Source organism: Rhizobacter fulvus, assembly GCF_964020785.1.
In genome coordinates, this window is sequence record NZ_OZ224516.1 from 4326273 (window position 1) to 4352007 (window position 25735).

At 70.7% G+C, this 25735-nt stretch carries 26 protein-coding genes; 6 read left to right on the forward strand and 20 right to left on the reverse strand.

Annotated elements, in window-relative coordinates; all coding sequences use genetic code 11:
* Complete coding sequence (locus tag ACWH49_RS20615; RefSeq protein WP_448173167.1) at window positions 1–600, forward strand: MarC family protein; 600 nt, start codon at window positions 1–3, stop codon at window positions 598–600.
* 11 nt (window positions 601–611) lie between these two features.
* On the opposite strand, the gene ACWH49_RS20620 is transcribed toward ACWH49_RS20615, so the two are convergent.
* Together ACWH49_RS20620 and ACWH49_RS20625 are read right to left on the reverse strand one after the other, a co-directional pair.
* Window positions 612–2135, reverse strand: coding sequence for a M81 family metallopeptidase (locus ACWH49_RS20620; RefSeq protein WP_448173168.1), 1524 nt, complete (start codon window positions 2133–2135; stop codon window positions 612–614).
* 10 nt (window positions 2136–2145) lie between these two features.
* On the reverse strand, window positions 2146–2946 hold the full coding sequence (locus ACWH49_RS20625) for a ferritin-like domain-containing protein (protein WP_448173169.1): 801 nt from the start codon (window positions 2944–2946) through the stop codon (window positions 2146–2148).
* 86 nt (window positions 2947–3032) lie between these two features.
* Here ACWH49_RS20625 and ACWH49_RS20630 point away from each other — a divergent pair, with 86 nt between their 5' ends.
* Together ACWH49_RS20630 and hslO are read left to right on the forward strand one after the other, a co-directional pair.
* Window positions 3033–3557 (forward strand): gamma carbonic anhydrase family protein, encoded by a 525-nt coding sequence (locus tag ACWH49_RS20630; protein WP_448173170.1) that lies wholly within the window; start codon window positions 3033–3035, stop codon window positions 3555–3557.
* Window positions 3554–4528, forward strand: a complete 975-nt coding sequence (gene hslO / locus ACWH49_RS20635; RefSeq protein WP_448173171.1) for an Hsp33 family molecular chaperone HslO — start codon at window positions 3554–3556, stop codon at window positions 4526–4528. Before ACWH49_RS20630 ends, hslO begins: the two co-directional genes overlap by 4 nt.
* A 27-nt stretch (window positions 4529–4555) precedes the next feature.
* Here hslO and ACWH49_RS20640 read toward each other — a convergent pair whose 3' ends face one another.
* The 12 genes from ACWH49_RS20640 to ACWH49_RS20695 form a co-directional block, all read right to left on the reverse strand.
* A complete protein-coding gene (locus ACWH49_RS20640; RefSeq protein ID WP_448173172.1) occupies window positions 4556–5413 on the reverse strand; it encodes a zinc ribbon domain-containing protein in 858 nt (285 codons plus the stop codon).
* A gap of 100 nt (window positions 5414–5513) precedes the next feature.
* The gene (locus ACWH49_RS20645; RefSeq protein ID WP_448173173.1) at window positions 5514–6167 is read right to left on the reverse strand and encodes an AAA family ATPase; all 654 of its coding nucleotides are present in this window, start codon (window positions 6165–6167) and stop codon (window positions 5514–5516) included.
* The gene (pnuC, locus tag ACWH49_RS20650) at window positions 6164–6787 is read right to left on the reverse strand and encodes a nicotinamide riboside transporter PnuC (RefSeq protein ID WP_448173174.1); all 624 of its coding nucleotides are present in this window, start codon (window positions 6785–6787) and stop codon (window positions 6164–6166) included. The genes ACWH49_RS20645 and pnuC overlap by 4 nt, the downstream gene beginning before the upstream one ends.
* Before the next feature lie 38 nt (window positions 6788–6825).
* On the reverse strand, window positions 6826–7104 hold the full coding sequence (gene ftsB, locus ACWH49_RS20655) for a cell division protein FtsB (protein WP_448173175.1): 279 nt from the start codon (window positions 7102–7104) through the stop codon (window positions 6826–6828).
* A gap of 21 nt (window positions 7105–7125) precedes the next feature.
* The gene (gene eno, locus ACWH49_RS20660) at window positions 7126–8409 is read right to left on the reverse strand and encodes a phosphopyruvate hydratase (RefSeq protein ID WP_448173176.1); all 1284 of its coding nucleotides are present in this window, start codon (window positions 8407–8409) and stop codon (window positions 7126–7128) included.
* A gap of 30 nt (window positions 8410–8439) precedes the next feature.
* Window positions 8440–9297 carry a 3-deoxy-8-phosphooctulonate synthase gene (kdsA, locus tag ACWH49_RS20665; protein ID WP_448173177.1) on the reverse strand — a complete coding sequence of 286 codons (858 nt, stop codon included), beginning with the start codon at window positions 9295–9297 and terminating at the stop codon, window positions 8440–8442.
* Window positions 9298–9310: 13 nt separating this feature from the next.
* Complete coding sequence (locus tag ACWH49_RS20670; RefSeq protein WP_448173178.1) at window positions 9311–10963, reverse strand: CTP synthase; 1653 nt, start codon at window positions 10961–10963, stop codon at window positions 9311–9313.
* Between the two features lie 47 nt (window positions 10964–11010).
* A complete protein-coding gene (locus ACWH49_RS20675) occupies window positions 11011–11841 on the reverse strand; it encodes an alpha/beta fold hydrolase (RefSeq protein ID WP_448173179.1) in 831 nt (276 codons plus the stop codon).
* Window positions 11841–12665, reverse strand: a complete 825-nt coding sequence (locus ACWH49_RS20680; protein ID WP_448173180.1) for a peptidase — start codon at window positions 12663–12665, stop codon at window positions 11841–11843. Before ACWH49_RS20680 ends, ACWH49_RS20675 begins: the two co-directional genes overlap by 1 nt.
* Window positions 12662–15253, reverse strand: coding sequence for a DNA mismatch repair protein MutS (gene mutS, locus ACWH49_RS20685; RefSeq protein WP_448173181.1), 2592 nt, complete (start codon window positions 15251–15253; stop codon window positions 12662–12664). The genes ACWH49_RS20680 and mutS overlap by 4 nt, the downstream gene beginning before the upstream one ends.
* Complete coding sequence (locus ACWH49_RS20690; protein WP_448173182.1) at window positions 15250–17424, reverse strand: FUSC family protein; 2175 nt, start codon at window positions 17422–17424, stop codon at window positions 15250–15252. Before ACWH49_RS20690 ends, mutS begins: the two co-directional genes overlap by 4 nt.
* 22 nt (window positions 17425–17446) lie before the next feature.
* Window positions 17447–18484: an inositol monophosphatase family protein gene (locus ACWH49_RS20695; protein ID WP_448173183.1), complete on the reverse strand. Its 1038-nt coding sequence runs from the start codon at window positions 18482–18484 to the stop codon at window positions 17447–17449.
* Window positions 18485–18595: 111 nt separating this feature from the next.
* On the opposite strand from ACWH49_RS20695, the gene ACWH49_RS20700 reads away from it, so the two are divergent.
* Both ACWH49_RS20700 and cysE read left to right on the forward strand, forming a co-directional pair.
* A complete protein-coding gene (locus ACWH49_RS20700; protein WP_448173184.1) occupies window positions 18596–19336 on the forward strand; it encodes an RNA methyltransferase in 741 nt (246 codons plus the stop codon).
* A gap of 78 nt (window positions 19337–19414) precedes the next feature.
* Window positions 19415–20194 carry a serine O-acetyltransferase gene (gene cysE / locus ACWH49_RS20705; RefSeq protein ID WP_056468447.1) on the forward strand — a complete coding sequence of 260 codons (780 nt, stop codon included), beginning with the start codon at window positions 19415–19417 and terminating at the stop codon, window positions 20192–20194.
* Window positions 20195–20221: 27 nt separating this feature from the next.
* Here the strand turns inward: cysE and ACWH49_RS20710 are convergent, their stop codons facing one another.
* From ACWH49_RS20710 to yjgA, 3 genes are read right to left on the reverse strand one after another with little or no spacing between them, the layout of a single operon-like run.
* Entirely contained in the window at window positions 20222–21916 is a 1695-nt protein-coding gene (locus ACWH49_RS20710; protein ID WP_448173185.1) for a FecR domain-containing protein, read from the reverse strand.
* A 9-nt stretch (window positions 21917–21925) separates the two neighbouring features.
* Complete coding sequence (gene mog / locus ACWH49_RS20715) at window positions 21926–22534, reverse strand: molybdopterin adenylyltransferase (protein WP_448173186.1); 609 nt, start codon at window positions 22532–22534, stop codon at window positions 21926–21928.
* Window positions 22531–23079: a ribosome biogenesis factor YjgA gene (gene yjgA, locus ACWH49_RS20720; RefSeq protein WP_448173187.1), complete on the reverse strand. Its 549-nt coding sequence runs from the start codon at window positions 23077–23079 to the stop codon at window positions 22531–22533. The genes mog and yjgA overlap by 4 nt, the downstream gene beginning before the upstream one ends.
* 116 nt (window positions 23080–23195) lie before the next feature.
* Between yjgA and pmbA the strand changes: the two genes are divergently transcribed.
* On the forward strand, window positions 23196–24593 hold the full coding sequence (pmbA, locus tag ACWH49_RS20725) for a metalloprotease PmbA (RefSeq protein WP_448173188.1): 1398 nt from the start codon (window positions 23196–23198) through the stop codon (window positions 24591–24593).
* A 6-nt stretch (window positions 24594–24599) separates the two neighbouring features.
* Here pmbA and ACWH49_RS20730 read toward each other — a convergent pair whose 3' ends face one another.
* From ACWH49_RS20730 to rpsU, 3 genes are all read right to left on the reverse strand, one after another.
* Window positions 24600–24944, reverse strand: coding sequence for a TIGR01244 family sulfur transferase (locus ACWH49_RS20730; RefSeq protein WP_448173189.1), 345 nt, complete (start codon window positions 24942–24944; stop codon window positions 24600–24602).
* Window positions 24941–25387 (reverse strand): GatB/YqeY domain-containing protein, encoded by a 447-nt coding sequence (locus tag ACWH49_RS20735; protein ID WP_448173190.1) that lies wholly within the window; start codon window positions 25385–25387, stop codon window positions 24941–24943. The genes ACWH49_RS20730 and ACWH49_RS20735 overlap by 4 nt, the downstream gene beginning before the upstream one ends.
* A gap of 102 nt (window positions 25388–25489) precedes the next feature.
* Window positions 25490–25702 (reverse strand): 30S ribosomal protein S21, encoded by a 213-nt coding sequence (rpsU, locus tag ACWH49_RS20740; protein WP_056468472.1) that lies wholly within the window; start codon window positions 25700–25702, stop codon window positions 25490–25492.
* Window positions 25703–25735: the final 33 nt, after the last annotated feature.

The window sequence follows — 25735 nt, forward strand, 5'->3', positions numbered from 1 at the left end:
ATGGACCACAGCTTCCTCTCGGCGTTCATCCTGCTGCTGCTGGTGCTCGACCCGCTCGGCAGCCTGCCGGTCTTCATCCCGATCATGCGGACGGTGCCGCCGGAGCGCCGCGTCGGGGTGGCCGTGCGCGAGGTCGGCATCGCGTTCGGCGTGCTGGTCGCGTTCATGTTTCTCGGCGAGGGCTTCCTGCACGTGATGCGCCTGTCCGAGCGCGCGCTCGAGGTGGCCGGCGGCGTGATCCTGCTGATGGTCGCGATCCGCATGATCTTCGGCCATGCCGGTGGCGTGTACGGCGTGCCGGAGGGGCGCGAGCCGCTGATCTTCCCGCTCGCGGTGCCGCTGCTGGCGGGGCCGTCGGCGATGGCGACGGTGCTGCTGCTCGCGTCGCGCCAGCCGGACAAGGTGCTCTCCTGGGTCGGCGCGCTGGGGGGCGCGATGGCGGTGTCCGGCGCGGTGCTGCTGCTGTGCGACCGCATCCGCCGGCTGGTCGGCGACTCGGTCGTCTCGGCGCTCGAGAAGCTGATGGGCCTGGTGCTGACCGCGATCGCGGTCGAGATGATCCTGGCCGGGCTGAAGCGCTACTTCATGGCGCCGCTGTAGGCGCCGGTCGGTCAGGGTCGCGTCGCCATCCCGGCGGGCAGCTTCGTCCACGGCAGGTCGCCCGGGTCGGCGGCCATCGGGCCGGGCGCCTTGGCGACCAGGATGTGCGAGGCGATCGGCGCGAACGCGGCGCGGAAGTGCACCGAGCTCTTGTTGACCAGCAGCTTCATCTGCTCGGGTTCCACGCCGAGGTAGCGGTACAGGTCCAGGTCGAGCATCTGCGCCTTGGCGCTGGCCAGCAGCACGCGGATGCCCTCGACCTCGATGCACGCGCTCGGCCCGAGCCGCATCGTCGCGCCCGCGGTCATCGGCCCGTGCATCGCGACGACGCCGTCGCTGACCGCGAGCACGCGCGCGGCGGCGGCCTGCACCGGCGGCTCCGTCGTGCGCCCGCCGACGACGCCGACGGCACGGCCGATCGACAGCGGCAGCGTCGCGCCGACGCCCGCGGCGCACGCGGCCTGCGCCGCCTCGGGGTCGAACAGCAGGCCGATCGCGACGCCGCCGGGCAGCCGCGCGCCGGCCTGCGCACGCAGCAGCGCGTGGAGCAGCCCGGTGGTGTTGGCATCGCCGCCGGCGCCGGGGTTGTCCTGCGTGTCGGCGATCACGACCGGGCGCGTGGCCTCGGGCGCGAGTGCGAGCGCGATGGCGCGTTCGATCGCGTCATCGGGTTCCAGCAGCTCGACCTTCCAGTCGGCGCGGCGCGTCACCGCGACCTCGGTGTGCAGCTGCTGCACCGCGCCGCGCACCCGCGCCGGGTCGATGCCGTAGCCGAACAGCACCGGGCCGCATTCGGCGAAGTCGGCGGCCGAGAAGCCCATCGCGAAGCTGAGCTCGACATCGTGCTGCGCCTCGATCTGCTCCAGCAGCGTGATCACCGACGCGGCCGGCTGCATCAGCGTGCACTGCGCGTTCAGCGGCAGCAGGAACAGCACGCGCTCGGCATGCAGCGCGCGCTCCGCCGCGGCCGGCACCAGCCGCCGCGCCAGCATGCGCGCCGCGCGCACGCCGGTCTCGCGCATGTCGACGTGAGGGTAGGTGCGGTAGGCGGTCATCGCGGTGGCCTGGTCGAGCATGCGGGCGGTGACGTTGGCATGCAGGTCCAGGGTCGTGACCAGCGGCATCGCCGGGCCGATGACGGCGCGGATGCGCGCCAGCAGCTCGCCCTCGGCATCGTCGGCGCCCTCGGCGACGGCGGCGCCGTGCAGGTCGATGAACACCGCGTCGAAGCCGCCGCGCTGCAGGTCCTCGACGATCTCGTCGCAGATGCGCGCGAAGGCGTCCGCGGTGACGCGGTTCGACGGCATCGCGCCGGCCCAGACCGACGGGCGCAGGGCCCAGCCGTGTTCGACGGCCTCGCCGATGAAGCCGCCGAGCGCCTGCGCCGTCGGCGCCATCTGGGTCAGCATCGCGTCGCCGCGCGCATACGCGGGGTAGCCGGCGCCGGCCTCGAACGAGGCCCAGTCGGCCGGCGAGGGCGCGAAGGTGTTGGTCTCGTGGTGGAAGCCGGCGATGAAGACGGTGGTGGTGGTCATGTCGGTCGCGTCAGGAAAGTTCGGCGATCTCCGCCGCGGTGAACCCGGCCGCCAGGCGCGCGGCGGTGTTGAAGGGCGGGCGCAGCTTCGGGGCCTCGTAGCGGCGCGCGAGTTCGGCGTAGTAGGACACGGGCTCGTGGCCCTCGCGCGCGCACAGCCAGCGGTACCAGCGGTTGCCGATCGCGACGTGGCCGACCTCGTCGCGCAGGATCACGTCGAGGATCTCGACCGCGCGCAGGTCGCCGGCCTGGCGCAGCTTGGCCTGCATCGGCGGGGCGGCGTCGAGACCGCGCGCCTCCAGCGTGCGCGGCACCAGCGCCATGCGCGCGGTGAGGTCGTGCGCGGTGCGCTGCGTCATCGACCAGAGGCCGTCGTGGGCGTCGAACGCGCCATAGTCGAAGCCGAGCGTCACGAGGTGCTCGCGCAGCAGCGTGAAGTGCAGCGCCTCCTCGCTGGCCACGCGCAGCCAGTCGCGGTAGTAGTCGGGTGGCATGCCCGGGAAGCGCCAGACGGCGTCGAGCGCGAGGTTGATCGCATTGAACTCGATGTGCGTGACCGCGTGCAGCAGCGCGGCGCGGCCGTCGAGCGTGAACGGCGAGCGCGTGGGCACCGACTTGGCGGGCACCAGGCGTGGCAGCGGCGGGCGGCCGGGCAGGGGGCCAGTCGGTTCGAGCTGCGCGGCCGGGGCCATCGGCAGGGCGTCTAGCGCGTCGAACAGGGCCCGCGTGCGCATCGCCTTCTCGCGCGGATCGGGCAGCGCGAGGAGGTCCAGCGCGTGCTGCCGCGCCGGGACGGATGCGTCGAAGCTCATGGGCGGCGATCATAGGCCCCACCCCGCGGCGGCCACGGGCCGACGCCTAGAATCGCGGGCTTCCGAACGACCGACCGGTGACCCGCATGGCCCTCTATGAACTCGACGCCCACCGCCCCCGTCTCGCGCCCGGCGCGTGGGTCGCGGACAGCGCGCAGGTGATCGGCCACGTCGAGCTCGCCGAGGACGCGAGCGTCTGGTTCGGTGCGATCCTGCGCGGCGACACCGAGCTGCTGTCGATCGGCAAGGGCTCGAACGTGCAGGACGGCAGCGTGCTGCACGCGGACCGGGGCTTCCCGGTCACGCTGGGCGCCAACGTGACCGTCGGCCACCAGGTGATGCTGCACGGCTGCACGGTCGGCGACGGCTCGCTGATCGGCATCCAGGCGGTGGTGCTCAACGGCGCGAAGATCGGCCGGAACTGCCTGGTCGGCGCCGGTGCGCTGGTAACCGAGGGCAAGGAGTTCCCCGACGGCTCGATGATCATCGGCTCGCCCGCGAAGGTGGTGCGCCAGCTCACGCCGGAGCAGATCGCCGGCCTGCAACGCAGTGCCGAGCACTACGTGGAGAACGCGCGGCGCTTCGCGAGCGGCTTGAAGAAGATCGGATGAGCGAGCTGCACAAGTTCATTTTCGAGGGCTTGCCGGTGCGCGGCATGCTGGTGCGGCTGACCGACGGCTGGCAGGAGGTGCTGACGCGCCGCGCCGACGCCGCCGATGCCTTCCCTGCGCCGGTGCGCGCGCTGCTCGGCGAGATGGCCGCGGCCGGGGTGCTGATGCAGTCGAACCTGCGCTTCGACGGCGCGCTGGTGCTGCAGATGTTCGGCGACGGGCCGGTCAAGCTCGCGGTGGCCGAGGTGCAGGACGACCTCGCGTTCCGCGTCACCGCGAAGGTCGTCGGCGAGGTGGCCGACAGCGCGCGGCTCGAGGCGATGCTCAACGTGCACGGCCAGGGCCGCTGCGCGATCACGCTCGACCCGAAATCGCGCCGGCCGGGGCAGCAGCCGTACCAGGGCGTCGTCGCGCTGCACGGCGACCAGCGCGAGCCGTTGCAGCACCTGGGCGAGGTGCTCGAGCACTACATGCTGCAGTCGGAGCAGCTCGACACGCGCTTGATCCTGGCCGCGGACGACAACGTGGCCGCGGGCCTGCTGATCCAGCGCCTGCCGGTGCAGGGCGAGGGCAACCTGCAGGGCGCGCAGCGCAACGAGGACCTGATCGGCCTGGACGAATCGTTCAACCGGCTGTCGCTGCTCGCCGGCACGCTGACGCGCGAGGAACTGCTGACGCTCGATGCCGACACGATCCTGCGCCGCCTGTTCTGGGAGGAGCCGCTGCGGCGCTTTCCGGCGCTGCGCGACGAGTCCGGCCCGCGCTTCGCGTGCAGCTGCTCGCGCGAGCGCGTCGGCAGCATGCTCAAGAGCCTGGGCCGGGCGGAGATCGACGGGATCATCGCGGAGCAGGGTCGGGTCGAGATCGCGTGCGACTTCTGCGGGCTCAAGTACCACTTCGATCCGGTCGACGTGGGTGGGCTCTTCACGCCGCCCGGCCAGCAGGCGCCGGGTTCGACCGCGACGCACTGAGCCGGCGCCACCGCGACCTGCGCGCGGCTAGGGCTCGCGGCGCCGGTCCTCGGCGGCGCGGATGCGCTGGCACATCGGTTCGTTCGCGTGCTCGGGGCGCGCGCATTCGCGCGACTGGCAGATCGAGCGCGCGACCAGGCTGCGATCGGCGCAGCGCTCCGCGGCGGTGCGGAACGCCGGCGCCGCGGCGGGTGCGCGCGGCGTCGGGCGCGCGGCCGCTTGAACGCGACGGGACGCCGGCGCGGCGTCGGACGCAACCGTCGCAGGCGCGCGCGGTTCCGGATTCGCCCGGGACGTGCGCGCCGGGCGCGCCGCGTCGTCCGCGGTCTCGGTGATCATGCCGTCGGGGCCGGGCGTGTCGATGGCGAGGGCAGGCGCGGCGCGCGGCGCTGCGGTCGCGGCCGCCTCGGCCGAGGCGGCCGAGGCGGGACGGATCGCTTCGAGCGCGGCCGGCGGCGGCGACGCATCGAAGCTCGGCGATTCGGGCACCCGCATCGCGCCGTACCACCACAGCATGAACGCGGCGAGCACGACGGCGCCGCCGCCGAGCGCCGGCCACATCAACGGCGGGCGGCGGTTCGGGCTGGCGCGCGGGGCGGTCGCGGCGGCGGAGTCCGCCGGGTTCCACGGCACCGCGCGGACCACCTCGATCGATGGCGGCGGCACCGCGCGCGGCTCTGCCGTCGCCTGGGCAGCCGGCAGCGCGGCGCCGCATTGCGAGCAGAAACGCGAGCCGGGGCGGATCGGCTGGCCGCAGGCCCGGCACGACGGTGCGGTGGCCGCCGCGGCCGCGCCCGCCGCGATCGGGAGCGGGCTGCCGCACGCGCGACAGAACTTCGCGTCGTCGGCGTGATGGGCACCGCAGGTCAGACAGCTCCGGGACATCGAGCTCCCTCGTCGTGGGTCGCGCTCATTCTCGCCGCGTTCGGCGGCGTGGAACCAACGGGCGTCGCGGAGCCCGCGGGCGGCGCTGCGGATTGACGGCTCAGCCGAGCGGCAGCAGGCGGTGGCGCTCGCAGTCGGCGTCGCCGCAGCGTTCGCAGTGCCAGTGCCAGCGTGCCGCGCCGGACTCGGCGGGCGGCCCGGCGAGCGCGCGGCGCACCGCGGCGAGCGCGGCATCCCCGCGCGTCTCGCCGCTGCCGAACACCACCGCGTAGGGCACGGCTGCGCGCGCGAGCGCGGCGCGCACCTTGGCGTCGACCGGCTCGCGCACCTGCGGGCCGTCGCGCTGCAGGCCGTCGGCCTGCCACGGCAGATCGAGCGCGGTCAGCAGCGTCAGGTCGCAGCCCTGCGCGTGGGCGGCCTGCGCGTCCGCGTAGAGGCTGGTGTCGCCGAAGACCTGGTCGCTGTAGACCGCGATCATCAGCGCGGTGGTGTCGGCGATCACGACCGCATGCGCCGCCGCGGCGGCGGCGATGCGGCGCATCTGCTCGGCGGCGATGCCGCGCTGCTCGTCGATCCGCGGCGTGCGGCCGTGGGTGTCGCAGAACTCGCGCAGGTATTCCGGGACGACGGCGACGTCGCGACCCTCGCCCGCGAGCGTCTGCGCGAGGGCGTGGGCGAGCGTCGTCTTGCCGGTGCTTTCGGCACCGAGCAGCGCGATCACGAGCCCGCGCGGGGTGTCGGACTCCTCGCTCACGGCAGCATCCGTCGCCACGCCCGCCAGCCGGCGAACGACAGCGCGATGAACAGCGTGTAGAGCACGGTCGTCAGCCACAGGCCCTTGTATGCGAACAGCCCGACGCTGACCACGTTGACGACGATCCACGCCAGCCAGTTCTCGATGTACTTGCGGCCGAGCAGCCACTGGCCGATCACGCTGGCGGCGGTCGGGAACGCGTCCCACCAGGGCACGTCGGTGTCGGTGAAAGTCTTCAGGAACAGGCCGGTCGCGGGCCAGGCCGCGGCGAGGGCGGCGAGCAGCCACCAGCGGCCGCGCGCGGGCAGGGCGCGCACGCGCAGCTCGGCGCCATCGGCCTGCGTGCCGCGCAGCCACTGCCACCAGCCCCACAGCGCGACGACCGCGAAGAAGATCTGCAGGCTCGCGTCGCCGTACAGGCGGCTGTTCCAGAACAGCGCGAAGTAGAGCAGCGAGCTGACGATCGCGAGCGGCCACGCAACGGGGTTGACGCGCATGTTGAGCACGACCATCAGAACCGCGAGCACGAACGCGACGATCTCGAGCGCGCTGACCGGCGTGGCCCAGAGCGTGAAGGCCGGCGCGAAAAAGGGCTGCAGCGCATGCAGCAGCGACTCCACCGGCGGACCTCAGGGACGGCGGGTTGCGATGCAGTGCATCAGCGCTTGGGCGCCGACACCTGCACCAGGATTTCGTCGGGCTTGACCATGCCGAGCTCGAAGCGCGCCTTCTCCTCGACCATCTCGAGGCCCTCTTTCAGGTCGCTCACCTCGGCGACCAGCTGCGCGTTGCGCGCGCGGTCGGCCGCGTTGGCCGCCTGCTGCTCCGCCAGCTTGCCGCGCAGCTCCAGCATGCGCGGCACGCCGCCCTTGCCGAACCACAGTTCGGCCTGGACGAGCCCGATCAGCGCGATCAGCGCGAGCGAGACGTAGCGCATGGCGGTGGCGCGCGAACCGGGTCAGCGCAGGTTGTAGAACGCGGCGCGGCCAGGGTACGTCGCGACGTCGCCGAGGTCCTCCTCGATGCGCAGCAGCTGGTTGTACTTGGCGATGCGGTCGCTGCGGCTCATCGAGCCGGTCTTGATCTGGCCGGCGTTGGTGCCCACCGCGATGTCGGCGATCGTCGAGTCCTCGGTCTCGCCGGAGCGGTGCGAGATCACGGCGGTCCAGCCGGCGCGCTTGGCCATCTCGATCGCGGCGAAGGTCTCGGTCAGCGTGCCGATCTGGTTGATCTTGATCAGGATCGAGTTCGCGACGCGCTTCTCGATGCCCTGCTGCAGGATCTTGGTATTGGTGACGAACAGGTCGTCGCCGACCAGCTGCACCTTCGAGCCGAGGCGCTCGTTCAGGTGCTTCCAGCCGTCCCAGTCGCCCTCGTGCATGCCGTCTTCGATGCTGATGATCGGGTACTTGTCGACCCAGGTCGCGAGGATGTCGGTCCACTCGGGCGCGCTCAGCGTCAGGCCTTCGCCCTCCAGGTGGTACTTGCCGTCCTTGTAGAACTCGCTGGCCGCGCAGTCCAGGCCGATGGCGATCTGCGAGCCCGCGGTGTAGCCGGCCTTGTCGATCGCTTCCAGGATCATCTTGATCGCCGCTTCATGGCTCGCGACGCTGGGCGCGAAGCCGCCTTCGTCGCCGACCGCGGTGCTGATGCCCTTGTCGCCGAGGATCTTCTTCAGCGCATGGAACACCTCGGCCCCGTAGCGCACCGCCTCGCGGAAGCTCGGCGCGCCGACCGGGATGATCATGAACTCCTGCAGGTCGAGGTTGTTGTTGGCGTGCGCGCCGCCGTTGATGACGTTCATCATCGGCACCGGCATCTGCATTCCGCCCATGCCGCCGAAGTAGCGGTACAGCGGCAGGCCCGATTCCTCGGCCGCGGCGCGCGCGACGGCCATGCTGACGGCCAGCGTCGCGTTGGCGCCGAGGCGGCTCTTGTTCTCGGTACCGTCCAGGTCGATCAGCGTGCGGTCGAGGAAGGCCTGCTCGCTGGCGTCAAGGCCCAGCACCGCCTCGCTGATCTCGGTGTTGACGTGCTCGACGGCCTTGAGCACGCCCTTGCCGAGGTAGCGCGACTTGTCGCCGTCGCGCAGCTCGATCGCCTCGCGCGAGCCGGTGGACGCGCCCGACGGCACCGCGGCGCGGCCCATCGTGCCGGACTCCAGCAGCACGTCGCACTCGACGGTCGGGTTGCCGCGGCTGTCGAGGATTTCTCTACCGACGATATCGACAATGGCGCTCATTCAGGTTCTCTCCGGGTTCAGGGAATCGGGTCAGCAGGAAAAGTCGTTCTCGAGCAGCGGCTGGGTCTTGATCACCCGGTCGAGCGCGACGAGCTGGGTGAGCAGCGCGCGCATGTGCTTCAGCGGCACCGCGTTCGGACCGTCGCTCATCGCGTGGGCCGGGTCGGGGTGCGTCTCCATGAATACGCCGGCGACGCCGACCGCGATCGCGGCGCGCGCCAGCACCGGCACGAATTCGCGCTGGCCGCCGGAGCTCGTGCCCTGGCCCCCGGGCAGCTGGACCGAGTGGGTCGCGTCGAACACGACGGGCGCGTTCGTCTCGCGCATGATCGCCAGGCTGCGCATGTCCGAGACGAGGTTGTTGTAGCCGAAGCTCGCGCCGCGTTCGCAGGCCATGAAGTTGTCTTCCGGCAGGCCCTTCTCGCGCGCGGCGGCGCGGGCCTTGTCGATCACGTTCTTCATGTCGTGCGGCGCGAGGAACTGGCCCTTCTTGATGTTCACCGGCTTGCCGCTCTGGGCGACGGCGCGGATGAAATCGGTCTGGCGGCACAGGAAGGCCGGCGTCTGCAGCACGTCGACCACGCTGCTGACCTGGGCGATCTGCGATTCGTCGTGGATATCGGTCAGCACCGGCACGTTCAGCTCACGCTTGACCTTGGCGAGGATCTCCAGGCCCTTGTCGATGCCGGGGCCTCGGAAGGTGCTGCCCGACGAGCGATTCGCCTTGTCGAAGCTGCTCTTGAAGATGAACGGGATGCCGAGCGCGGCGGTCATCTCCTTGAGCTGCCCGGCGACGTCCATCTGCAGTTGCTCGGACTCGATCACGCACGGGCCGGCGATCAGGAAGAACCGCTGCGTGAGGCCGATGTCGAAGCCGCACAGCTTCATGCCTGATCCTCCTTCATGCAGCCACCTTCTCGGCCGTGGCCTCGCGGTGGTGATCGAGCGCGGCCTTCACGTAGCTCGTGAACAGCGGGTGACCGTCCCACGGCGTGCTCTTGAATTCGGGGTGGAACTGCACGCCGACGAACCACGGGTGTTGCGACTGCGGCAGCTCGACGATCTCGGTCAGCTTCTCGCGCTGCGTGATCGCCGAGATCACCAGGCCGGCCTTCTGCAGCCGTTCGAGGTAGTGCTCGTTGGCCTCGTAGCGGTGGCGGTGCCGCTCGGTGACGACCTTGCCGTAGATCTGGTAGGCGAGGGTGCCCGGCGCCACATCCGAACTCTGCGCGCCCAGGCGCATCGTGCCGCCCATGTCGGAGTTGGCGTCGCGCTTCTGGATCGTGCCGTCGCTGTCCTGCCACTCGTCGATCAGCGCGATCACGGGGTGCGGGGTGTCGGGCTCGAACTCGGTGCTGTTCGCGCCCTCGAGGCCGGCGAGGTGGCGCGCGACCTCGATCGTCGCGACCTGCATCCCCAGGCAGATGCCGAGGTACGGGATCTTGTGCTCGCGCGCGTACTGCGCGGTGCGGATCTTGCCCTCGACGCCGCGCTTGCCGAATCCGCCCGGGACCAGGATCGCGTCGTACTTGGCGAGCTGGTCGATGTTGTCGTCGCCCAGCGTCTCGGAGTCGACGTACTCGATCTTCACCCGCGCATGGTTGTGGATGCCGGCGTGGCGCAGCGCCTCGTTCAGCGACTTGTACGAATCGGACAGGTCGGTGTACTTGCCGCACATCGCGATCGTCACCTCGTGCTTCGGGTGCGCGACCTCGTGCACGAGCTTGTCCCAGCGGCGCAGGTCGGCGGCCTTGGTCAGCAGCTGCAGCTTCATGCAGATCAGCTCGTCGAGCCGCTGCTCGTGCAGCATGCGCGGCACCTTGTAGATGGTGTCGACGTCCCACATCGAGATCACGCCCTGCGGCGCGACGTTGGTGAACAGCGAGATCTTGTCGCGCTCGTCCTCGGGGATCTCGCGGTCGGCGCGGCACAGCAGCGCGTCGGGCTGGATGCCGATCTCGCGCATCTTCTGCACCGTGTGCTGGGTCGGCTTGGTCTTGAGCTCGCCGGCGGCAGCGATCCACGGCACGTAGGTCAGGTGCACGAAGGCCGAGTTGCTCGGACCGGCGCGCAGCGCCATCTGGCGCACGGCCTCGAGGAAGGGCAGCGACTCGATGTCGCCGACCGTGCCGCCGATCTCGACGATCGCCACGTCCACGTCGGCCGCGCCGCGCTTGACGAATTCCTGGATCTCGTTGGTGACGTGCGGGATCACCTGCACCGTCTTGCCGAGGTAGTCGCCGCGGCGTTCCTTCTCGAGCACCGTCTTGTAGATCTGGCCGGCGGTGAAGTTGTTGCTGCGCTTCATGCGGGTGCTGATGAAGCGCTCGTAGTGGCCCAGATCGAGGTCGGTCTCGGCGCCGTCGTCGGTGACGAACACCTCGCCGTGCTGGAACGGGGACATCGTGCCCGGATCGACGTTGAGGTACGGATCCAGCTTGATGAGGGTGACCTTGAGGCCGCGCGATTCGAGGATCGCGGCGAGCGATGCAGAAGCGATGCCCTTGCCCAGCGAGGACACCACACCGCCGGTGACAAAGACGTACTTGGTCATTGTGTGCAGCACCTGTTTGACACAAATGCTCTGGTGGTAAAGCGCGATTATAGGCGTGGGGTCTGCGCCGCCGGCTTCATCGATTCGATCAGTTTCAGGACGGTGGCGGCCGTCTCGGCCGGGCGTTCCAGCGGGAACAGGTGCGAGCCTTCGATCGCGACGACCTGGCCCTTGGCGAGCCGTTCGGTCGCGCGCATGCCGACCTGGCGGACCTCGACCGACTCGGTGCCGCGCACGAACGCCATCTCGCACTGCAGCGGGTGCAGGCGCAGCACGCGCGCGAGGTGGTGCGGCAGCGTGTTGTAGATCGCGGTCTCGACATCGCGGTGGAACGCGAGCCGCCGATGCGTGCCGTGGGTCTCGGTGCCAGCGGCGATGTAGTCGCGCAGCATGCCGGGCGCCCAGCGCGCGAACGCCGGCTTGGCGGCGAAGTGTGCGAACGCGGCGTCGGCGCTGTCCCATTGCTGGCGCCGGCGCTTCGAGACATGGCCCGGCGAGAATCGCTCGCCGATGCCCGCGGCCTTGGCGACCTGCACGGCGCGCGCCTTCCAGCCCGACAGGATCGGCGAGTCGAGCATCACGAGGCCGCTGGCGAGGTCGGGGCGCTTCGACGCGGCCATCAGGCTCAGGAAGCCGCCGAGCGAATGGCCGACCAGGTAAGCGGGGCCGCCGACTTCGTGCTCGATGAAGTCGATCAGCTGCGCTCGCAGGTGCGGCCAGTTGCTGGTGACCGGGAAGCGCGGGTCGTGGCCGTACTTCTCGATCGCGTGAACGGTGTAGCCGGCGGCTCGCCAGGCCCCGAAGATCAGCCGGTAGGTGCCGGCCGGGAATCCGTTGGCGTGCGAGAAGACGATGGTCCGGAGAGCCGAACCCGGCATCACACGACCTTCTCGTCCGGATGCGTGATCTTCTTCATCGTCTCGTAGCGCTTGGAGGCGACGCACAGCGGCACGGCGGTCGGGCCGCTGCCCCATTGCGGGTCTTCGAGCGATTCGAAGGCCTCGCGCAGCTTCAGGCCCCAGTTGCCGCGGATCATCTGGAAATACGGGTTGTGCTCGTCGATGCAGACGATCTGGTCGCTGTGCAGCGAGTGCGCCTCGTAGACCAGCAGGTCGAGCGGCAGGCCGACCGAGAGGTTGGACTTCAGCGTCGAGTCCATCGACACGAGCGCGCACTTGGCGGCCCCGTCGAGCGGCGTGGCGGGCGTGATCATGCGGTCGAGCACCGGCTTGCCGTATTTGGATTCGCCGACCTGGAAGTAGCAGGTCTCGCGCGTCGCCTCGATGAAGTTGCCGGCCGAGTAGACCAGGAACAGCCGCATCGCCTCGCCGCCGATCTGGCCGCCGAAGATCATCGACGCGTTGAAGTCGACGCCGGCGCGCTCCAGCGCCGCGCCGTCCTGGTCGTGCACGCGGCGCACCGCGGCCCCGAGCACGCGCACCGCGTCGAACATGCTCCTGGCGTTCCAGATCGTGATCGGGTTGCCGTCGCGGTCCTCGATCTTCTCGACCTGCAGGATCTCGCGCACCGACTGGCTGATCGACAGGTTGCCCGCCGACAGCATCACCATGAAGCGCTCGCCGGGCCGCTCGTACACCATCATCTTGCGGTAGGTGCTGATCTGGTCGAGGCCCGCGTTGGTGCGCGAGTCGGACATGAACACCAGGCCGGCGTCGAGTTTGATGCCTACGCAGTAGGTCATGATTTTCCTTGGAGGGATTTGAGTTCGTAGAGGGCTGCCAGCGCCTCTTTGGGCGAGAGCATATCGGGGTCGAGCGCGGCGAGCGCCGCGTCGAGCCGTGAAGTTTCCGCGGCGGGTGCGGGCGGCGGCGCGGCGAACAGGTCGATCTGCGCGTCGGCGGCGTGCTTGCTGGCCTCCAGCGCCTCGAGCGTCGCGCGCGCCTGGCGCAGCAGGCTGACCGGCATGCCGGCGAGCCGCGCGACCTGCACGCCGTAGCTGCGGCTCGCCGGGCCGGGTTGCAGTTCGTGCAGGAACACGATGTCGTCGCCGCTCTCGACCGCGGAGACGTGCAGGTTGAACGCCCGGTCGTGCTTGACCGGCAGCTCGGTCAGCTCGAAGTAGTGGGTCGCGAACAGCGTGAACGCGCGGGTCTTGTCGTGCAGGTGGCTGGCGATGCTGCTGGCGAGTGCGAGGCCGTCGAAGGTCGACGTGCCGCGGCCGATCTCGTCCATCAGCACCAGCGAGTGCTCGGTCGCGCCGTGGATGATCGCGGCGGCCTCGGTCATCTCGAGCATGAAGGTCGACTGCGCGTTGGCCAGGTCGTCGGCCGCGCCGATGCGGGTGTGGATCGCATCCATCGGCCCGAGCCGGCAGGCGCGCGCCGGCACGAACGACCCCATCGCCGCGAGCAGCGCGATCAGCGCGACCTGCCGCATGAAGGTGCTCTTGCCGCCCATGTTCGGGCCGGTGATCACGAGCATCTTGCGGGCCGCGTCGAGCTTGCAGTCGTTCGGCATGAAGTTGACGCCGCCGGTCTCCATCAGGCGCGCCTCGACCACGGGGTGTCGACCGGCCTCGATGCGGATGCAGGGCTCGCGGACGAATTCCGGGCGGCACCAGTTCAGCGTGGTCGCGCGCTCGGCCAGCGCGGCGAGCGCATCGACGCTCGCGAGCGCGCGGGCCAGCGCCGTGAGCGGCTCCAGGTGCGCCTGCAGCTGGTCGATCAACTGCTCGTACAGCAGCTTCTCGCGCGCCAGCGCCCGGTCCTGCGCGGACAGCGCCTTGTCCTCGAAGGTCTTGAGCTCCGGCGTGATGAAGCGCTCGGCGTTCTTCAGCGTCTGGCGGCGCTGGTAGTCGAGCGGCACCTTGCTCGCCTGACCCTGCGTGACCTCGATGTAGAAGCCGTGCACCTTGTTGAACTGCACCCGCAGGTTGGCAATGCCGGTGCGCGCACGCTCGCGCGCTTCGAGCGCGAGCAGGAAGGCGTCGCAGTTCGCGCCGATGCCGCGCAGCTCGTCCAGCGTGGCGTCGAAGCCTGGCGCGATCACGCCGCCGTCACGCAGCAGCACCGCGGGCTCGTCGGCGATCGCGGCGGCGAGCAGCGCATGGATCTCGTCGGGCGGCGTCAGCGCCTCGCCGAGCAGGTCGAGCAGCGTGGCCTCGCCGAGCGGTACCTGCGCGCGCAGCGCCGGCAGCGCGTGCAGCGTCGCGCGCAGGCCGGTCAGCTCGCGTGGGCGCACCTGGCGCAGCGCGATGCGTGCGGTGATGCGTTCGACATCGCTGATGCCGCGCAGGGCGTTGCGCAGTTCGCTCACGCCGGTCAGGTGCAGCGCGTCGATCGCGTCGTGGCGCTGGGTCGCGACGCGGCGCTCGCGCAGCGGGTAGGTGAGCCAGTGACGCAGCGTGCGCGAGCCCATGCCGGTGCGGCAGGTGTCGAGCAGCGACAGCAGCGTCGGTGCGTCCTCGCCGCGCAGGGTCTGCGTCAGCTCCAGGTTGCGGTGCGTGGTCGGTGGCAGTTCGAGCAGGTCGCTGGCGCGCTGCACGGTCAGCGTGCGGACATGCGCGAGCGCCTGCCCCTGGGTGTGCTCGGCGAAGCTCAGCAACGCGGCGCCGGCGGCCTGGGCGGCCCGCAACTCCTGCGCATTGAAGCCGGCCAGGCTGCTGGTGCGCAGCTGCTCGCACAGCTTGCGCAGGCCGAGCGACGTGTCGAACTGCCACGCCGGGCGGTGGGTGACGGTGACGCGGGCATCGCTCAACGCGGCCGGTACACGATCGCGGTCGACCAGCACCTCGGCCGGCGCCAACCGCACCAGCCACGCGCCGAGTTCGGCCTCGCTGCATTCGCTCAGGCCCAGCTCGCCGCTGGTCAGCGCCAGCCAGGCCAGGCCGATCTGCTTGTCCTGTGGCGCGACGGCGAGCAGCAGCGCATCGCTCTTGTCGGCGAGCAGTTCGGTGTCGGTCACGGTGCCGGGCGTGACCACGCGCACGACCTTGCGCTCGACCGGACCCTTGGCGGTGGCCACGTCGCCCACCTGCTCGCAGATCGCGACGGCCTCGCCGAGCTTGATCAGCTTGGCGAGGTAGCCGTCGACCGAGACGACGGGCACGCCGGCCATCGGGATCGGCTCGCCGTTGCTGCTGCCGCGCGCGGTCAGCGTGATGTCGAGCAGGCGGTTGGCCTTGCGGGCGTCGTCGAAGAACAGCTCGTAGAAGTCGCCCATGCGATAGAACAGGAGCGTGTCGGGGAAGTCGGCCTTGATCTTGGTGTACTGGGCCATCATCGGCGTCAGCGCCGGTGCTGCGCCCGCGGGCGGCGTGATCGAGGTCATCGTTGTCTTTCCTGCGCGCGCGCCAGTTCCCAGGCCTGCGCGGCGGCCAGGTCGGCGCCGAGCGCGGCGGCCTCGTCGTCGGCGTCGCGCAGGCGCTGGTGCAGTTGCGCGGCTTCTTCGTGGGGGGAGATGGTTTCGGTGCGCGCCTCGACCGGCGCGGCCGTCGCGGTCGGCACCGCCGCGTTGTCGAGTGCGGCGGTGATGCGCGCGAGGTGCGCCGCGAGCAGCGGCTGCGCCTGCGCGTCGGGCAGTGCGCGCGGCTGCTCGCGCCAGGTGCGCAGGCCGCCGAGCTGCGCCAGCAGGCGGTAGCTGCGCAACTGGACTCGCTCGAGCAGGTCCAGCGGCGGCTGCACGGCGCGCGGTTCGGCACGCGCGCGCTGCGCGGCGATCGCGATCGCGGCCAGGCTGTCGTGGACCTCACGGCGCGCGAGCCGCCAGTCGGCATTCGCGGTCGAGAGTTCGGTGCTGCCGAGCGCCACCTGGGCATGCTGCAGTTGCGCCTTGCGCAGGCGCTTCAGCAGCGCCGGCAGCTGCCGCCGCTCCCAGGCCGGCAGCACGTAGCTGAAGGCCCAGGCCAGCGCGGTGCCGATCAGCGTGTCGGCCAGCCGCTCGTACAGCGCGAACTCGCCGGCGGTGTGCAGCAGGTGGCCCTGGATCAATGCGAGGACGGTGGCGGCGGTGGCGGCGACCAGATAGCGTACCTGCGCGAAGCCGTGCGCGATGCCGGCGCCGATCGCCAGCACCAGGAACTGCACCGGCACGCTCGGCTTCAGGCTCAGCAGCGCGGTCACCAGCACGCAGCCGATCAAGGTGCCGATCAGGCGGGCGTTGCGGCGCTCGAGCGTCTGCGCGATGTTGGTCCGCATCACGACCGCGATGGTCAGCAGGATCCACTGCGGGTGTGCCGCCCACGGCAGGTGCAGGCCGATGGTGTAGCCGACCAGCAGCGCGATCGTCACGCGCAGCGCGTAGCGAAGCACCGGCGAGTGACCGCTCATCGCGCGCTTGAGCGGCGCGATCGGCCAGCGCATCGAGGTGCGGAAGCGCGGCCAGTCGCGCGCCTGCTCGGCGAGCGCGAGGCGCGGCTCGTCGCCGCCGTGCTCGGCAAGGCGCAACAGGCTCTGCATCTCGGCGCCCATCGCGTCGACGGCGCTGCGCAGCGTCGGCGGGACGGCGCGGTGCGCCTCGGCGGTGCGCGCGAGCAACGATTCGGCCAGGCGCGGCGGCAATTGCCCGCCGGTGAACAGCGACCAGCAGACGCGATCGAGGTGGGCGCTGAAATCGCCCCACAGCGATTCGAGCGCCTGCGCTTGCGCCAGCGTCGGCGGCGCGCCGCCGCGTGCGGGTTGCATGTCGAGTTCGAGTTCGCAGGCGAGCGCCTGCTCGCGCAGCCGGATCGCGGCGATCAGCATGCCGGTCAGGCGCAGCTCGGCCGGCTTGGCGGGCTGGTCGAGCACCAGGTCGCGCGCGGTCTGCAGCTTGTCGGCCAGAGCGGCCTGTTCGCCGAGCAGCGCGCGCAGCTGGTTCTCGCGCCGGTCACCGGTGGCGGCCAGGCGCGCGCCCTGCTGGCGCAGCATCACGGCGAGTTCGTTGATCGCATCGGCCAGCGCCTGCGTGCGAAAGCGCAGGTTCAGCACGTGCGCGCTGAACACGGCCCAGGCCGCGAACAGGAACGCGCCGACCTGGAACCAGGCGACATGGGTAAGCGCGGTGCGCCAGTCGTCGGGCGGGGGCGTGGACATCGCGAACACGATCGCCAGCAGCAGCGCGAAGCCGAGCGGCCCGCCGCGCAGCCCCCAGGCTGTTCCGAGCATGCCGATGAAGCCGCCGAGCGCGACGACGATGCCGAGCAGCAGGTCCACATGGTCGGGCGCGAGGTGCGCGAACTGCACCGCCGCCGTCAGCGGCGCTGCCAGCCACAGCAGCGGCGCGATCTGGCGCAGCTTGCCGCGCGCCGGCGAAACCTGGTCCCCGATGCTCAGGGTGAGCATGCCGACCGAGGCCGACGCGGCGACGACCGGACCGGCAACGAGGAAGACCAGCACCGACAGCACGGCCAGCCCGAGGCCGACCGCCACGCCGTTCAGCACCCGGTGGCCGAGCAGCAGGCGCAGCCACACCGAATGGCGCAGCGACGGAATCGCCTCGAGGTTCAGCGGCGGCAACTGCATGCTGCGGCGACCGACGTCGGGCTCAGAAAGGCGCGTCGCCTCCACGCGGCGAGCGCGACCGCGGCGCCGCCTTGCGGTCGGCCTCGGCGGCGGCCTGCTTCTCGGCCGCCATGCTCTCCTTGCTGATGCGCGTGGCGGCCTTCTTGACGGGCGTTGGCGCCGGATCGCGCGCGATCTCGACGCCTGCGGCGAGCGCGTCCTCCGGCGTGATGCCGAGCGTGGTCTCGCCCGGCGCGACCGGCGCATCGGCCGCGATCACATGCGTGAACGGGCTCAGCAGGCTCACCAGCTGGCCGTAGACGCGCGGGCTCGCGGCCAGGCACTCGCGCTGGTAGAGGTAGTCGGCCTCGCCGGTGAAGTTGCCGATCAGGCCGCCGGCCTCGGTGACCATCAGCGAGCCGGCGGCGATGTCCCACGGGCTCAGGCCGTTCTCGAAGAAGCCGTCGGTGTACCCCGCGGCGACGTAGCAGAGGTCGAGCGCGGCCGACCCCGGGCGGCGCAGGCCCGCACACGCCGGCATCACGGCCTCCATCATCTGCATGTAGCGCTTGAAGTTGTCGCCCTTGCGGAACGGGAAGCCGGTGCTGACCAGGCAGTCGGTCAACCGCACCCGCTTCGAGACGCGCAGCCGGCGGTCGTTCAGGAACGCGCCGCGGCCCTTGGACGCGTAGAACAGGTCGTTGCGGGTCGGGTCGTAGACGACGGCCTGCTGTACCTGGCCGCGGAACGCCAGCGCGATCGAGACCGAGTAGACCGGGAAGCCGTGAATGAAGTTGGTGGTGCCGTCGAGCGGATCGATGATCCAGACGAACTCGCTGTCCTTCGCGCCGTGTTCGCGCCCCGACTCCTCGGCGAGGATGCCGTGGCCGGGGTAGGCCGTCAGCAGTGTCTCGATGATCACGGCCTCGGCCTTGTGGTCGACCTCGGTGACGAAGTCGTTGGCGGACTTGGTCGTGATCTTCAGCAGGTCGAGGTCGAGCGAAGCCCGGTTGATGATCGCCCCGGCGCTGCGGGCCGCCTTGATGGCGGTGTTGAGCATCGGGTGAAGGGCTTGGGACATGGCGGACCTATCGAAGGCGTGAAGGCGGCGAACGCGGGGCTGGCGGGAAGAAAGAGCGGGGCGGCGGACGGGCCGCTGCGGATAATCGCCATTTTACCTGCGAGCCTGCCCGTGCCCGTGCCTCAGTCCGATCGCCCCGATCCCACCCGCTTCGTCCTGATCGGCACCAGCCACGGCGGCAACGTCGGCGCCGCGGCGCGGGCCATGAAGGTGATGGGCTTCTCGGACCTCGTCCTCGTGGCGCCGCGCTTCGCCGACGTGCTGCAGCAGCCCGAAGCGCTGGCCATGGCCAGCGGCGCGACCGACGTGCTCGCCGGCGCGCGGATCGTGCCGACGCTGGTCGACGCGATGGACGGCATCCACTTCGCCTGCGCCACCGCGATGACGCCGCGCGATTTCGGCCCGCCGACGCGGGCGCCGCGCGAGCTGTTCGCGGAACTGGCGCCGCAATCGCAGCGGGTCGCGTTCGTGTTCGGCTCCGAGCGCTTCGGCATGAGCAACGAGGACGTGTATCGGTGCCACGTCTGCCTGAGCATCCCGACGATGGCGGGCTACGGCTCGCTGAACCTGGCCCAGGCGGTGCAGTTGCTCGCCTACGACTGGCGCCAGGCGCTGGGCGGGTTCCCGGTGCAGCCGCGCACGGTCGACGCGCACCGCGCCGACGACACCGCGGTGCAGGGCCTGCTCGACCACTGGCGTCGCACGCTGATCGACATCGACTATCTCGATCCGGCCGTGCCGCGCAAGCTCATGCCGCGCCTGCAGCAGCTCGTCAACCGCGCCCAGCTGACCGACGAGGAAGTGCACATCCTGCGCGGTGTGGCGCGGGCGGTCGAGAAGGCGCGGCGCTGACGCGGCCGGCGCGGCCTGCGCCGACGCGTTCGCGGGGCAACGGATAAACTGCGTCCGACCCCATTCACCGGATTCCCCATGTTCCAGCGGCTGCGAGAAGACATCGCCTGCATCCTCGAGCGCGACCCGGCGGCGCGCAGCGCCTGGGAGGTGCTGACCTGCTATCCCGGTCTGCACGCGCTCGTCCTGCATCGGCGCGCGGCCTGGTTCCGCCGCAACGGGCTGCACTGGCTGGCGCGCTTCACGTCGCACCTGGGCCGCTTCCTGACCGGCATCGAGATCCACCCCGGTGCCACGATCGGCCGGCGCGTCTTCATCGACCACGGCATGGGCGTGGTCGTCGGCGAGACCGCGGAGATCGGTGACGACTGCACGATCTACCAGGGTGTGACGCTCGGCGGCACGTCGCTGGCGAAGGGCGCCAAGCGCCACCCGACGCTGGGGCGCGGCGTGATCGTCGGCGCCAACTCGCAGGTGCTGGGCGGATTCACGGTCGGCGACGGCGCGCGCGTCGGCTCGAACGCCGTCGTGCTGAAGGAGGTGCCCCCGGGTGCCACCGCCGTCGGCAACCCGGCCCGCGTGCTGCACAAGGAGGCCGATGCAGTGCGCGAGGCCGCCGCCGCGAAGATGGGCTTCTCGGCCTACGGTATCACCCAGGGCGACGACCCGATGGCGCACGCGATGAAGGGCCTGATCGACAACGCCTCGGGCCACGAGCATCAGATCGCGATGCTGTGGGCGGCGATCGAGAAGCTGTCGGCGCGCTCGCGCGAGTTGCCGACGCCCGATTGCGTGCCGCAGGACGCGCGCACCACCGAGCAGTTCGACGCCGAACGCTTCAACCAGATGGTGAAGTGACGCCGCCGTGCGGCGCCGTCCGCGTGCTCAGAGCAGCAGCAACAGCGGCAGCAGCAAGCCCAGGCCGGACCAGTCCCGCGGCACGTCGACCTGCACCTTCTCGCTGTACGGCGAGACGAAGCCGTCGGGTTCGACGCTGCGGTAGCGGAAGTAGTAGCGGCCGCCGGAACCCGGCATCGGCAGGATCCACTCCGAGCCGCTGACTTCGGCGCTCGTGACGATCTGCTTGAACTCGAGGTCGCGCGCGAATTCGACCTGCTGCTTGTCTTCCGGACGGGCGCCGCTCCAGCGGAAGACGAGCGCGTTGCCGTCGGCCGAACGCGCGACCGCGGCGGGCTCGGGCGTCGGGCGCAGCTCGAAGCGCTGGGCGTCGCCGAACGGGCCGTGGTCGCCGCTCGGCCGCACGCTGGCCAGTCGCCAGAAGTAGGTGCCGGGCTTCGACAGCGTGGCCTCGAGCGCGGAGGCATCGAGGTTGTCGCGGTCCTCCACGACGCGCGTGAACGCTGCGTCCTCGGCCACCTGCAGCCGTGCGCGCGTCGCATCCACGTTCGGTGCCCAGGCGAACTGGACGGTGCCGACCGGTTGCTTCGCGCTCACCCGCGGAGCGCGGTAGGCGGGCGGCTCGGGGCGGGCCTTCAGCACGAACGGGCGCGCCGAATCGAAGCCCTCGATCCCCTGCGCGTCGATGCGGCGTGCGCGCACGTACCACTGGGCATCGTCCAGGCCGGCGATGCGCACTTCGGCGCCGGGTGCGACCTGCTGGTCGCTGACCATGCGGTCGAAGGCCGGGTCGGCAGCGACCTGCACGCGCAGTGGCGTCGACTCGCCGGGCAACGCGAACCGAACGATCGGGCGCTCGAAACGCTCCGGCAGCGCCGTCAGGTCGGGCGGCGGCAAGAGGCGCGTGGGTGCGGAAGGCGGGCTCCCGCCGTCCGTCGACGCGCCGAAACCGGCCGTCAGCGCGGTGCCTCCGGCGGCGCCGGCGGCGTCGAACGCCACCACGCCTTCCAGTACCTCCGCATGGGTGCGGCGTGTCGCGGCGTCCTCGTAGGCGACCCGATACTGCGTCCCGCGCACGCCGACGACCGCGGTCGGCGTGACGACTTCGAGCGGCTTGGCGCGCAGCACCTTGGTCGCGAACACCTCGACCGAGCCGCGCAGCACCCGCATCGTGCCGGCGAACCAGTGGCTGGGGGCGTTGGCGGCAGCCGCGTCATCGGCGCTGGCCGCGGCGTGGGTCGGCAGCCGACCGCCGAAGTTGCGGCTGGCCGCGACCTCGGCGAGGCTGGACGGCGGCAGCCGAACGCGCGAGCCATCGGCCAGCTCGACCACGGCCGAGCCGTTCGGGCCGGTCTGGACCGACTGGCCTTCGTTCAGCGCGGCGCCGGCTGCGAGCGGCGCATCGCCGCTGCGCACGTCACCGGTGACGCTGACCAGCGTCGCGCTGACGGCATCGCCGCGCAGCAGCCGGGCCGGGATGCGCAGGCGTTGGCCGGGCAGGATGCGGTTCGGGTCCGGGATCTTGTTGATGCGCGCCACTTCGCGCCACGCGGTGGGCGAGACCAGCACGCTGCTGGACAGGCCGATCAGCGTGTCGGCCCGAACCACGACGAATTCGACCATCGTGTCCGCGGCCCGCACCGGCGCCGCAAATGCAGCGACGAGTGTCGCCGCGAGCAGGGCGCGGGCGAACGGGGTGGACGAACGGACGGCGTGTTGCAACGTACGGCCTCAGGCGGGTGCAGACGGAGGACGCTGGGCCGACTTCGGTCGGAACGCGGCACACACCGCCGGGTCGGTCTCGAGGTACGGGCCGCCGATCAGGTCGATGCAATAGGGCACCGCCGCGAAGATGCCGTGCACCGCTGGCCGGGCCGAATCCGCCGCGGCCGGCAGGCCGGCGAGCGTCTCGGCGATGGCCTTCGGTTGGCCGGGCAGGTTGATCACCAGCGCCTTGCCGCGGATCACCGCGACCTGGCGCGACAGGATCGCGGTCGGCACGAAGCTCAGGCTGATCTGGCGCATCTGTTCGCCGAAGCCGGGCATGACCTTGTCGGCCACCGCCAGCGTCGCCTCGGGCGTCACATCGCGCGGCGCCGGGCCGGTGCCGCCGGTGGTCAGCACCAGGTCGCAATGCTGCCGGTCGACGAGGTCGACCAGGGTCGCGCTGATGGTGGCCTGTTCGTCGGCGATCAATCGTGTTTCCCAGTGAATCGGATTGCGCACGGCTGACGTCAGCCATGCCTGCAGCGCAGGAATTCCCTTGTCCTCGTAAACGCCGCTGGATGCGCGGTCGCTGACAGAGATGAGGCCGATGCGTACCGGATCCAGACCGCTCATTCGAGGGGGTGCTCCTTGATGAACTGGAACAACTCACGGAAGGCGCGCCCGCTGCGTTTCTCGGGCACGAGCGCGGCATCCTTGCGCGCGGCTCGCACGAGGCTGCGCAATTGCTGGACATCGGTCTGGGGGTGGGCGCTGATCCAGCGTGTGGTGGCGTCGTCGTCCGCCAGCAGCTCGGCGCGCCAGCGCTCGGCCTGGTGCAACGCGAGGGAATCCTTGGCGCGGCCGAGCTGCATGTCGGTCACGGCCTGGCGGATCGGCTCGACCTCGTGCTTGCGCATCAGCTTGCCGATGTACTGCATCTGGCGGCGCCTGCCCTCGAAGCTCTTGGTTTTCTTGAACTGGCGGATCGCGTCGAGCAGCTCTTCGGCGATCTCCAGCGCGTCGATGCGCGAATCGGGCAGCGCGACGACCGCCTCGCCCAGTTCCTGCAACTCGTGCGAGGCCTGCTTGAGGCGAGTCTTGCTCGGCTTCTCGTCGAAGGAATACACCGGCGCGGCGCGCAGCGTGTCGTCTTCGGTGGGTTCGGGCAAGGAAGGCATCGGGAAAGGGTCTGCGGAACGTGACGAAGTGGCACTCCGTGTGCGCTCGGTATCATAGTCCCGCACCCGCGCCTTGCCACCCGGCTTCCGCGCTTTGACCGGTTCGATCCCCACACATGTCCTCCCCCCAGCCCTCGGCCCTCCCACAACCCGGCTTTGCCTATGCGCCGGCGCAGTTCCAGCAGCATGTCGAGGACGCGCTGGCGCTCGCCCGCTCGCTCGGGGCGAGCGACGCGGCGGTCGAGGTCTCCGAAGGCGTCGGCCTGTCGGTCTCGATCCGCAAGGGCGAGACCGAGAACGTGGAGCGCAACCGTGACAAGTCGATGGGCATCACCGTCTACATCGGTCAGCGCCGCGGCAATGCCAGCACGTCCGACTTCTCGCGCGCCGCGCTCGAGCAGACGGTGCGCGCGGCGCACGACATCGCGCGCTTCACCGCCGAGGATTCGGCCGCGGGCCTGCCCGACGCCGAGGACATCGCCAGCGGCGACGAGGCGACCCGCGACCTCGACCTGTTCCACCCCTGGGCGGTCGATGCCGAGCAGGCGCTGCATATCGCGTTGCGCTGCGAGGCCGCGGCGTTCGCAGTCGACCGGCGAATCACCAATTCCGAAGGCGCGGGCGTATCCGCGCAGCAATCGCACTTCTTCGCCGGCAACAGCCGCGGCTTTCGCGGCGGCTACGCCAGCTCGCGGCATTCGTTGTCGGTGGCGCCGATCGCCTCGTTGCCGGGCCGGCGCGGTGAGGACATGCAGCGCGACGCCTGGTACACCTCGATGCGTGCGTCGGACGAGATGGCGTCGCCCGAGGCTGTCGGCCGCTATGCCGCCGGGCGCGCGCTGTCGCGCCTGAAGTCTCGCAAGATCAAGACCTGCGAGGTGCCGGTGCTGTTCGAGTCGTCGCTTGCCGCGGGCCTGCTGGGGGCCTACGTGCAGGCGACCAGCGGTGGTGCGCTGTACCGCAAGTCCAGCTTCCTGCTGGACAGCCTGGGCAAGCGCGTGCTGCCCGAGCACATCGACATTCGCGAGGACCCGCATATCCTGCGCGGCAAGGGCAGCGCGCCGTTCGACGACGAGGGCGTACGCACCGTGGCCCGCGACGTGGTGTCGGCCGGCGCGGTGCAGGGCTACTTCCTGTCGAGCTACTCGGGCCGCAAGCTCGGCATGCGCACGACCGGCCACGCCGGCGGCTCGCAGAACCTCACCTTGACGAGCCGGCTGACCCAGCCCGGCGACGACCTCGACGCGATGCTGAAGAAGCTCGGCCGCGGCCTGTTCGTGATCGAGCTGATGGGGCAGGGCGTCAACTACGTGACCGGCGACTACTCGCGCGGCGCGGCCGGCTTCTGGGTCGAGAACGGCAAGATCCAGTACCCGGTCCACGAGATCACGATCGCCGGCAACCTGCGGGCGATGTTCAAGGGCATCCAGGCGGTCGGCGCCGACGCCTACACGATGGGCAGCAAGACGATCGGCTCGGTGCTGATCGACCGGCTGAAGATCGCCGGGCTGTAGGGCGTTTCAGCCGCCGGTCGCCGCCCGATAAAGCTTGCCGGAGCGCGCGCCGCTGCGGCAGAACGCGAGGATGGGCTTCGGCAGTTCGGCCAGCAGGACTGCGAAGCGGGCGATTTCCTCGGGTGTCTGCACCGCCGGTTGGACCGGCAGGTAGGCGTACTGCAGGCCGGCGGCCCGGGCGGCCGCTTCCATCGCGGCGCTGGTCGGCTGATCCGGGCCACCTTCGAAGTCGGGCCGGTTGTTGACGACGCTCTTGAAGCCCGCCTGGACGGCCCATGCCATCGCGGCGGTGTCGAGTTGCGGCGCCACGCACACGTCGGCGCTCAGCTGCTGGACCTGCGGCGCGCTCATGATGCGAGCGCCTTCTTGACCGCGGCGGATACCAGGGCCATGTCGGCCTTGCCGGCGAGTTTCGACTTCACGGCGCCCATGACCTTGCCCATGTCGCCCGGCCCCTTGGCGCCCAGCTCGGCGACGATCGCCGCGACTTCGGCGGCCACCGAGTCGGCATCCATGCGCTGCGGCAGGTAGCCTTCGAGCACGGCAAGCTCGGCGCTCTCCTTCTCGACCAGGTCGGGCCGGTTACCGGCGGTGAACTGGGTGATCGAGTCCTTGCGCTGCTTGACGAGCTTGTCGACGATCGCGATCACGGCGGCCTCGTCGAGCACGATGCGCTCGTCGACCTCGCGCTGCTTCAGCGCCGCGAGCAGGCCGCGGATCGTCAGCAGGCGCGGCGCGTCCTTCGCGCGCATCGCCGTCTTCATGTCTTCGGTGATCTGGTCTTTGAGGGTCATCACAACTCCAGTCGGCACAAACGAGAAAGCCCGCAGTGCGCGGGCTCTTCAGGGGCAGCGGCGGATCGAGAGCGACCCGCCTACCGCGACGCTACGACCGCGTCAGAACAGCTTCTTCGGCAGCTGCATGCTGCGCACGCGCTTGAAGTGGCGCTTCACGGCGGCCGCCTTCTTGCGCTTGCGCTCGGCAGTGGGCTTCTCGTAGAACTCGCGGGCACGCAGGTCGGTCAGCAGGCCGAGCTTCTCGATGGTGCGCTTGAAGCGGCGCAGTGCCACGTCGAATGGCTCGTTTTCTTTGACGCGAATCGTAGTCATGTAAAGGGTTGATCCTGAAATTGAAGTGCGCTC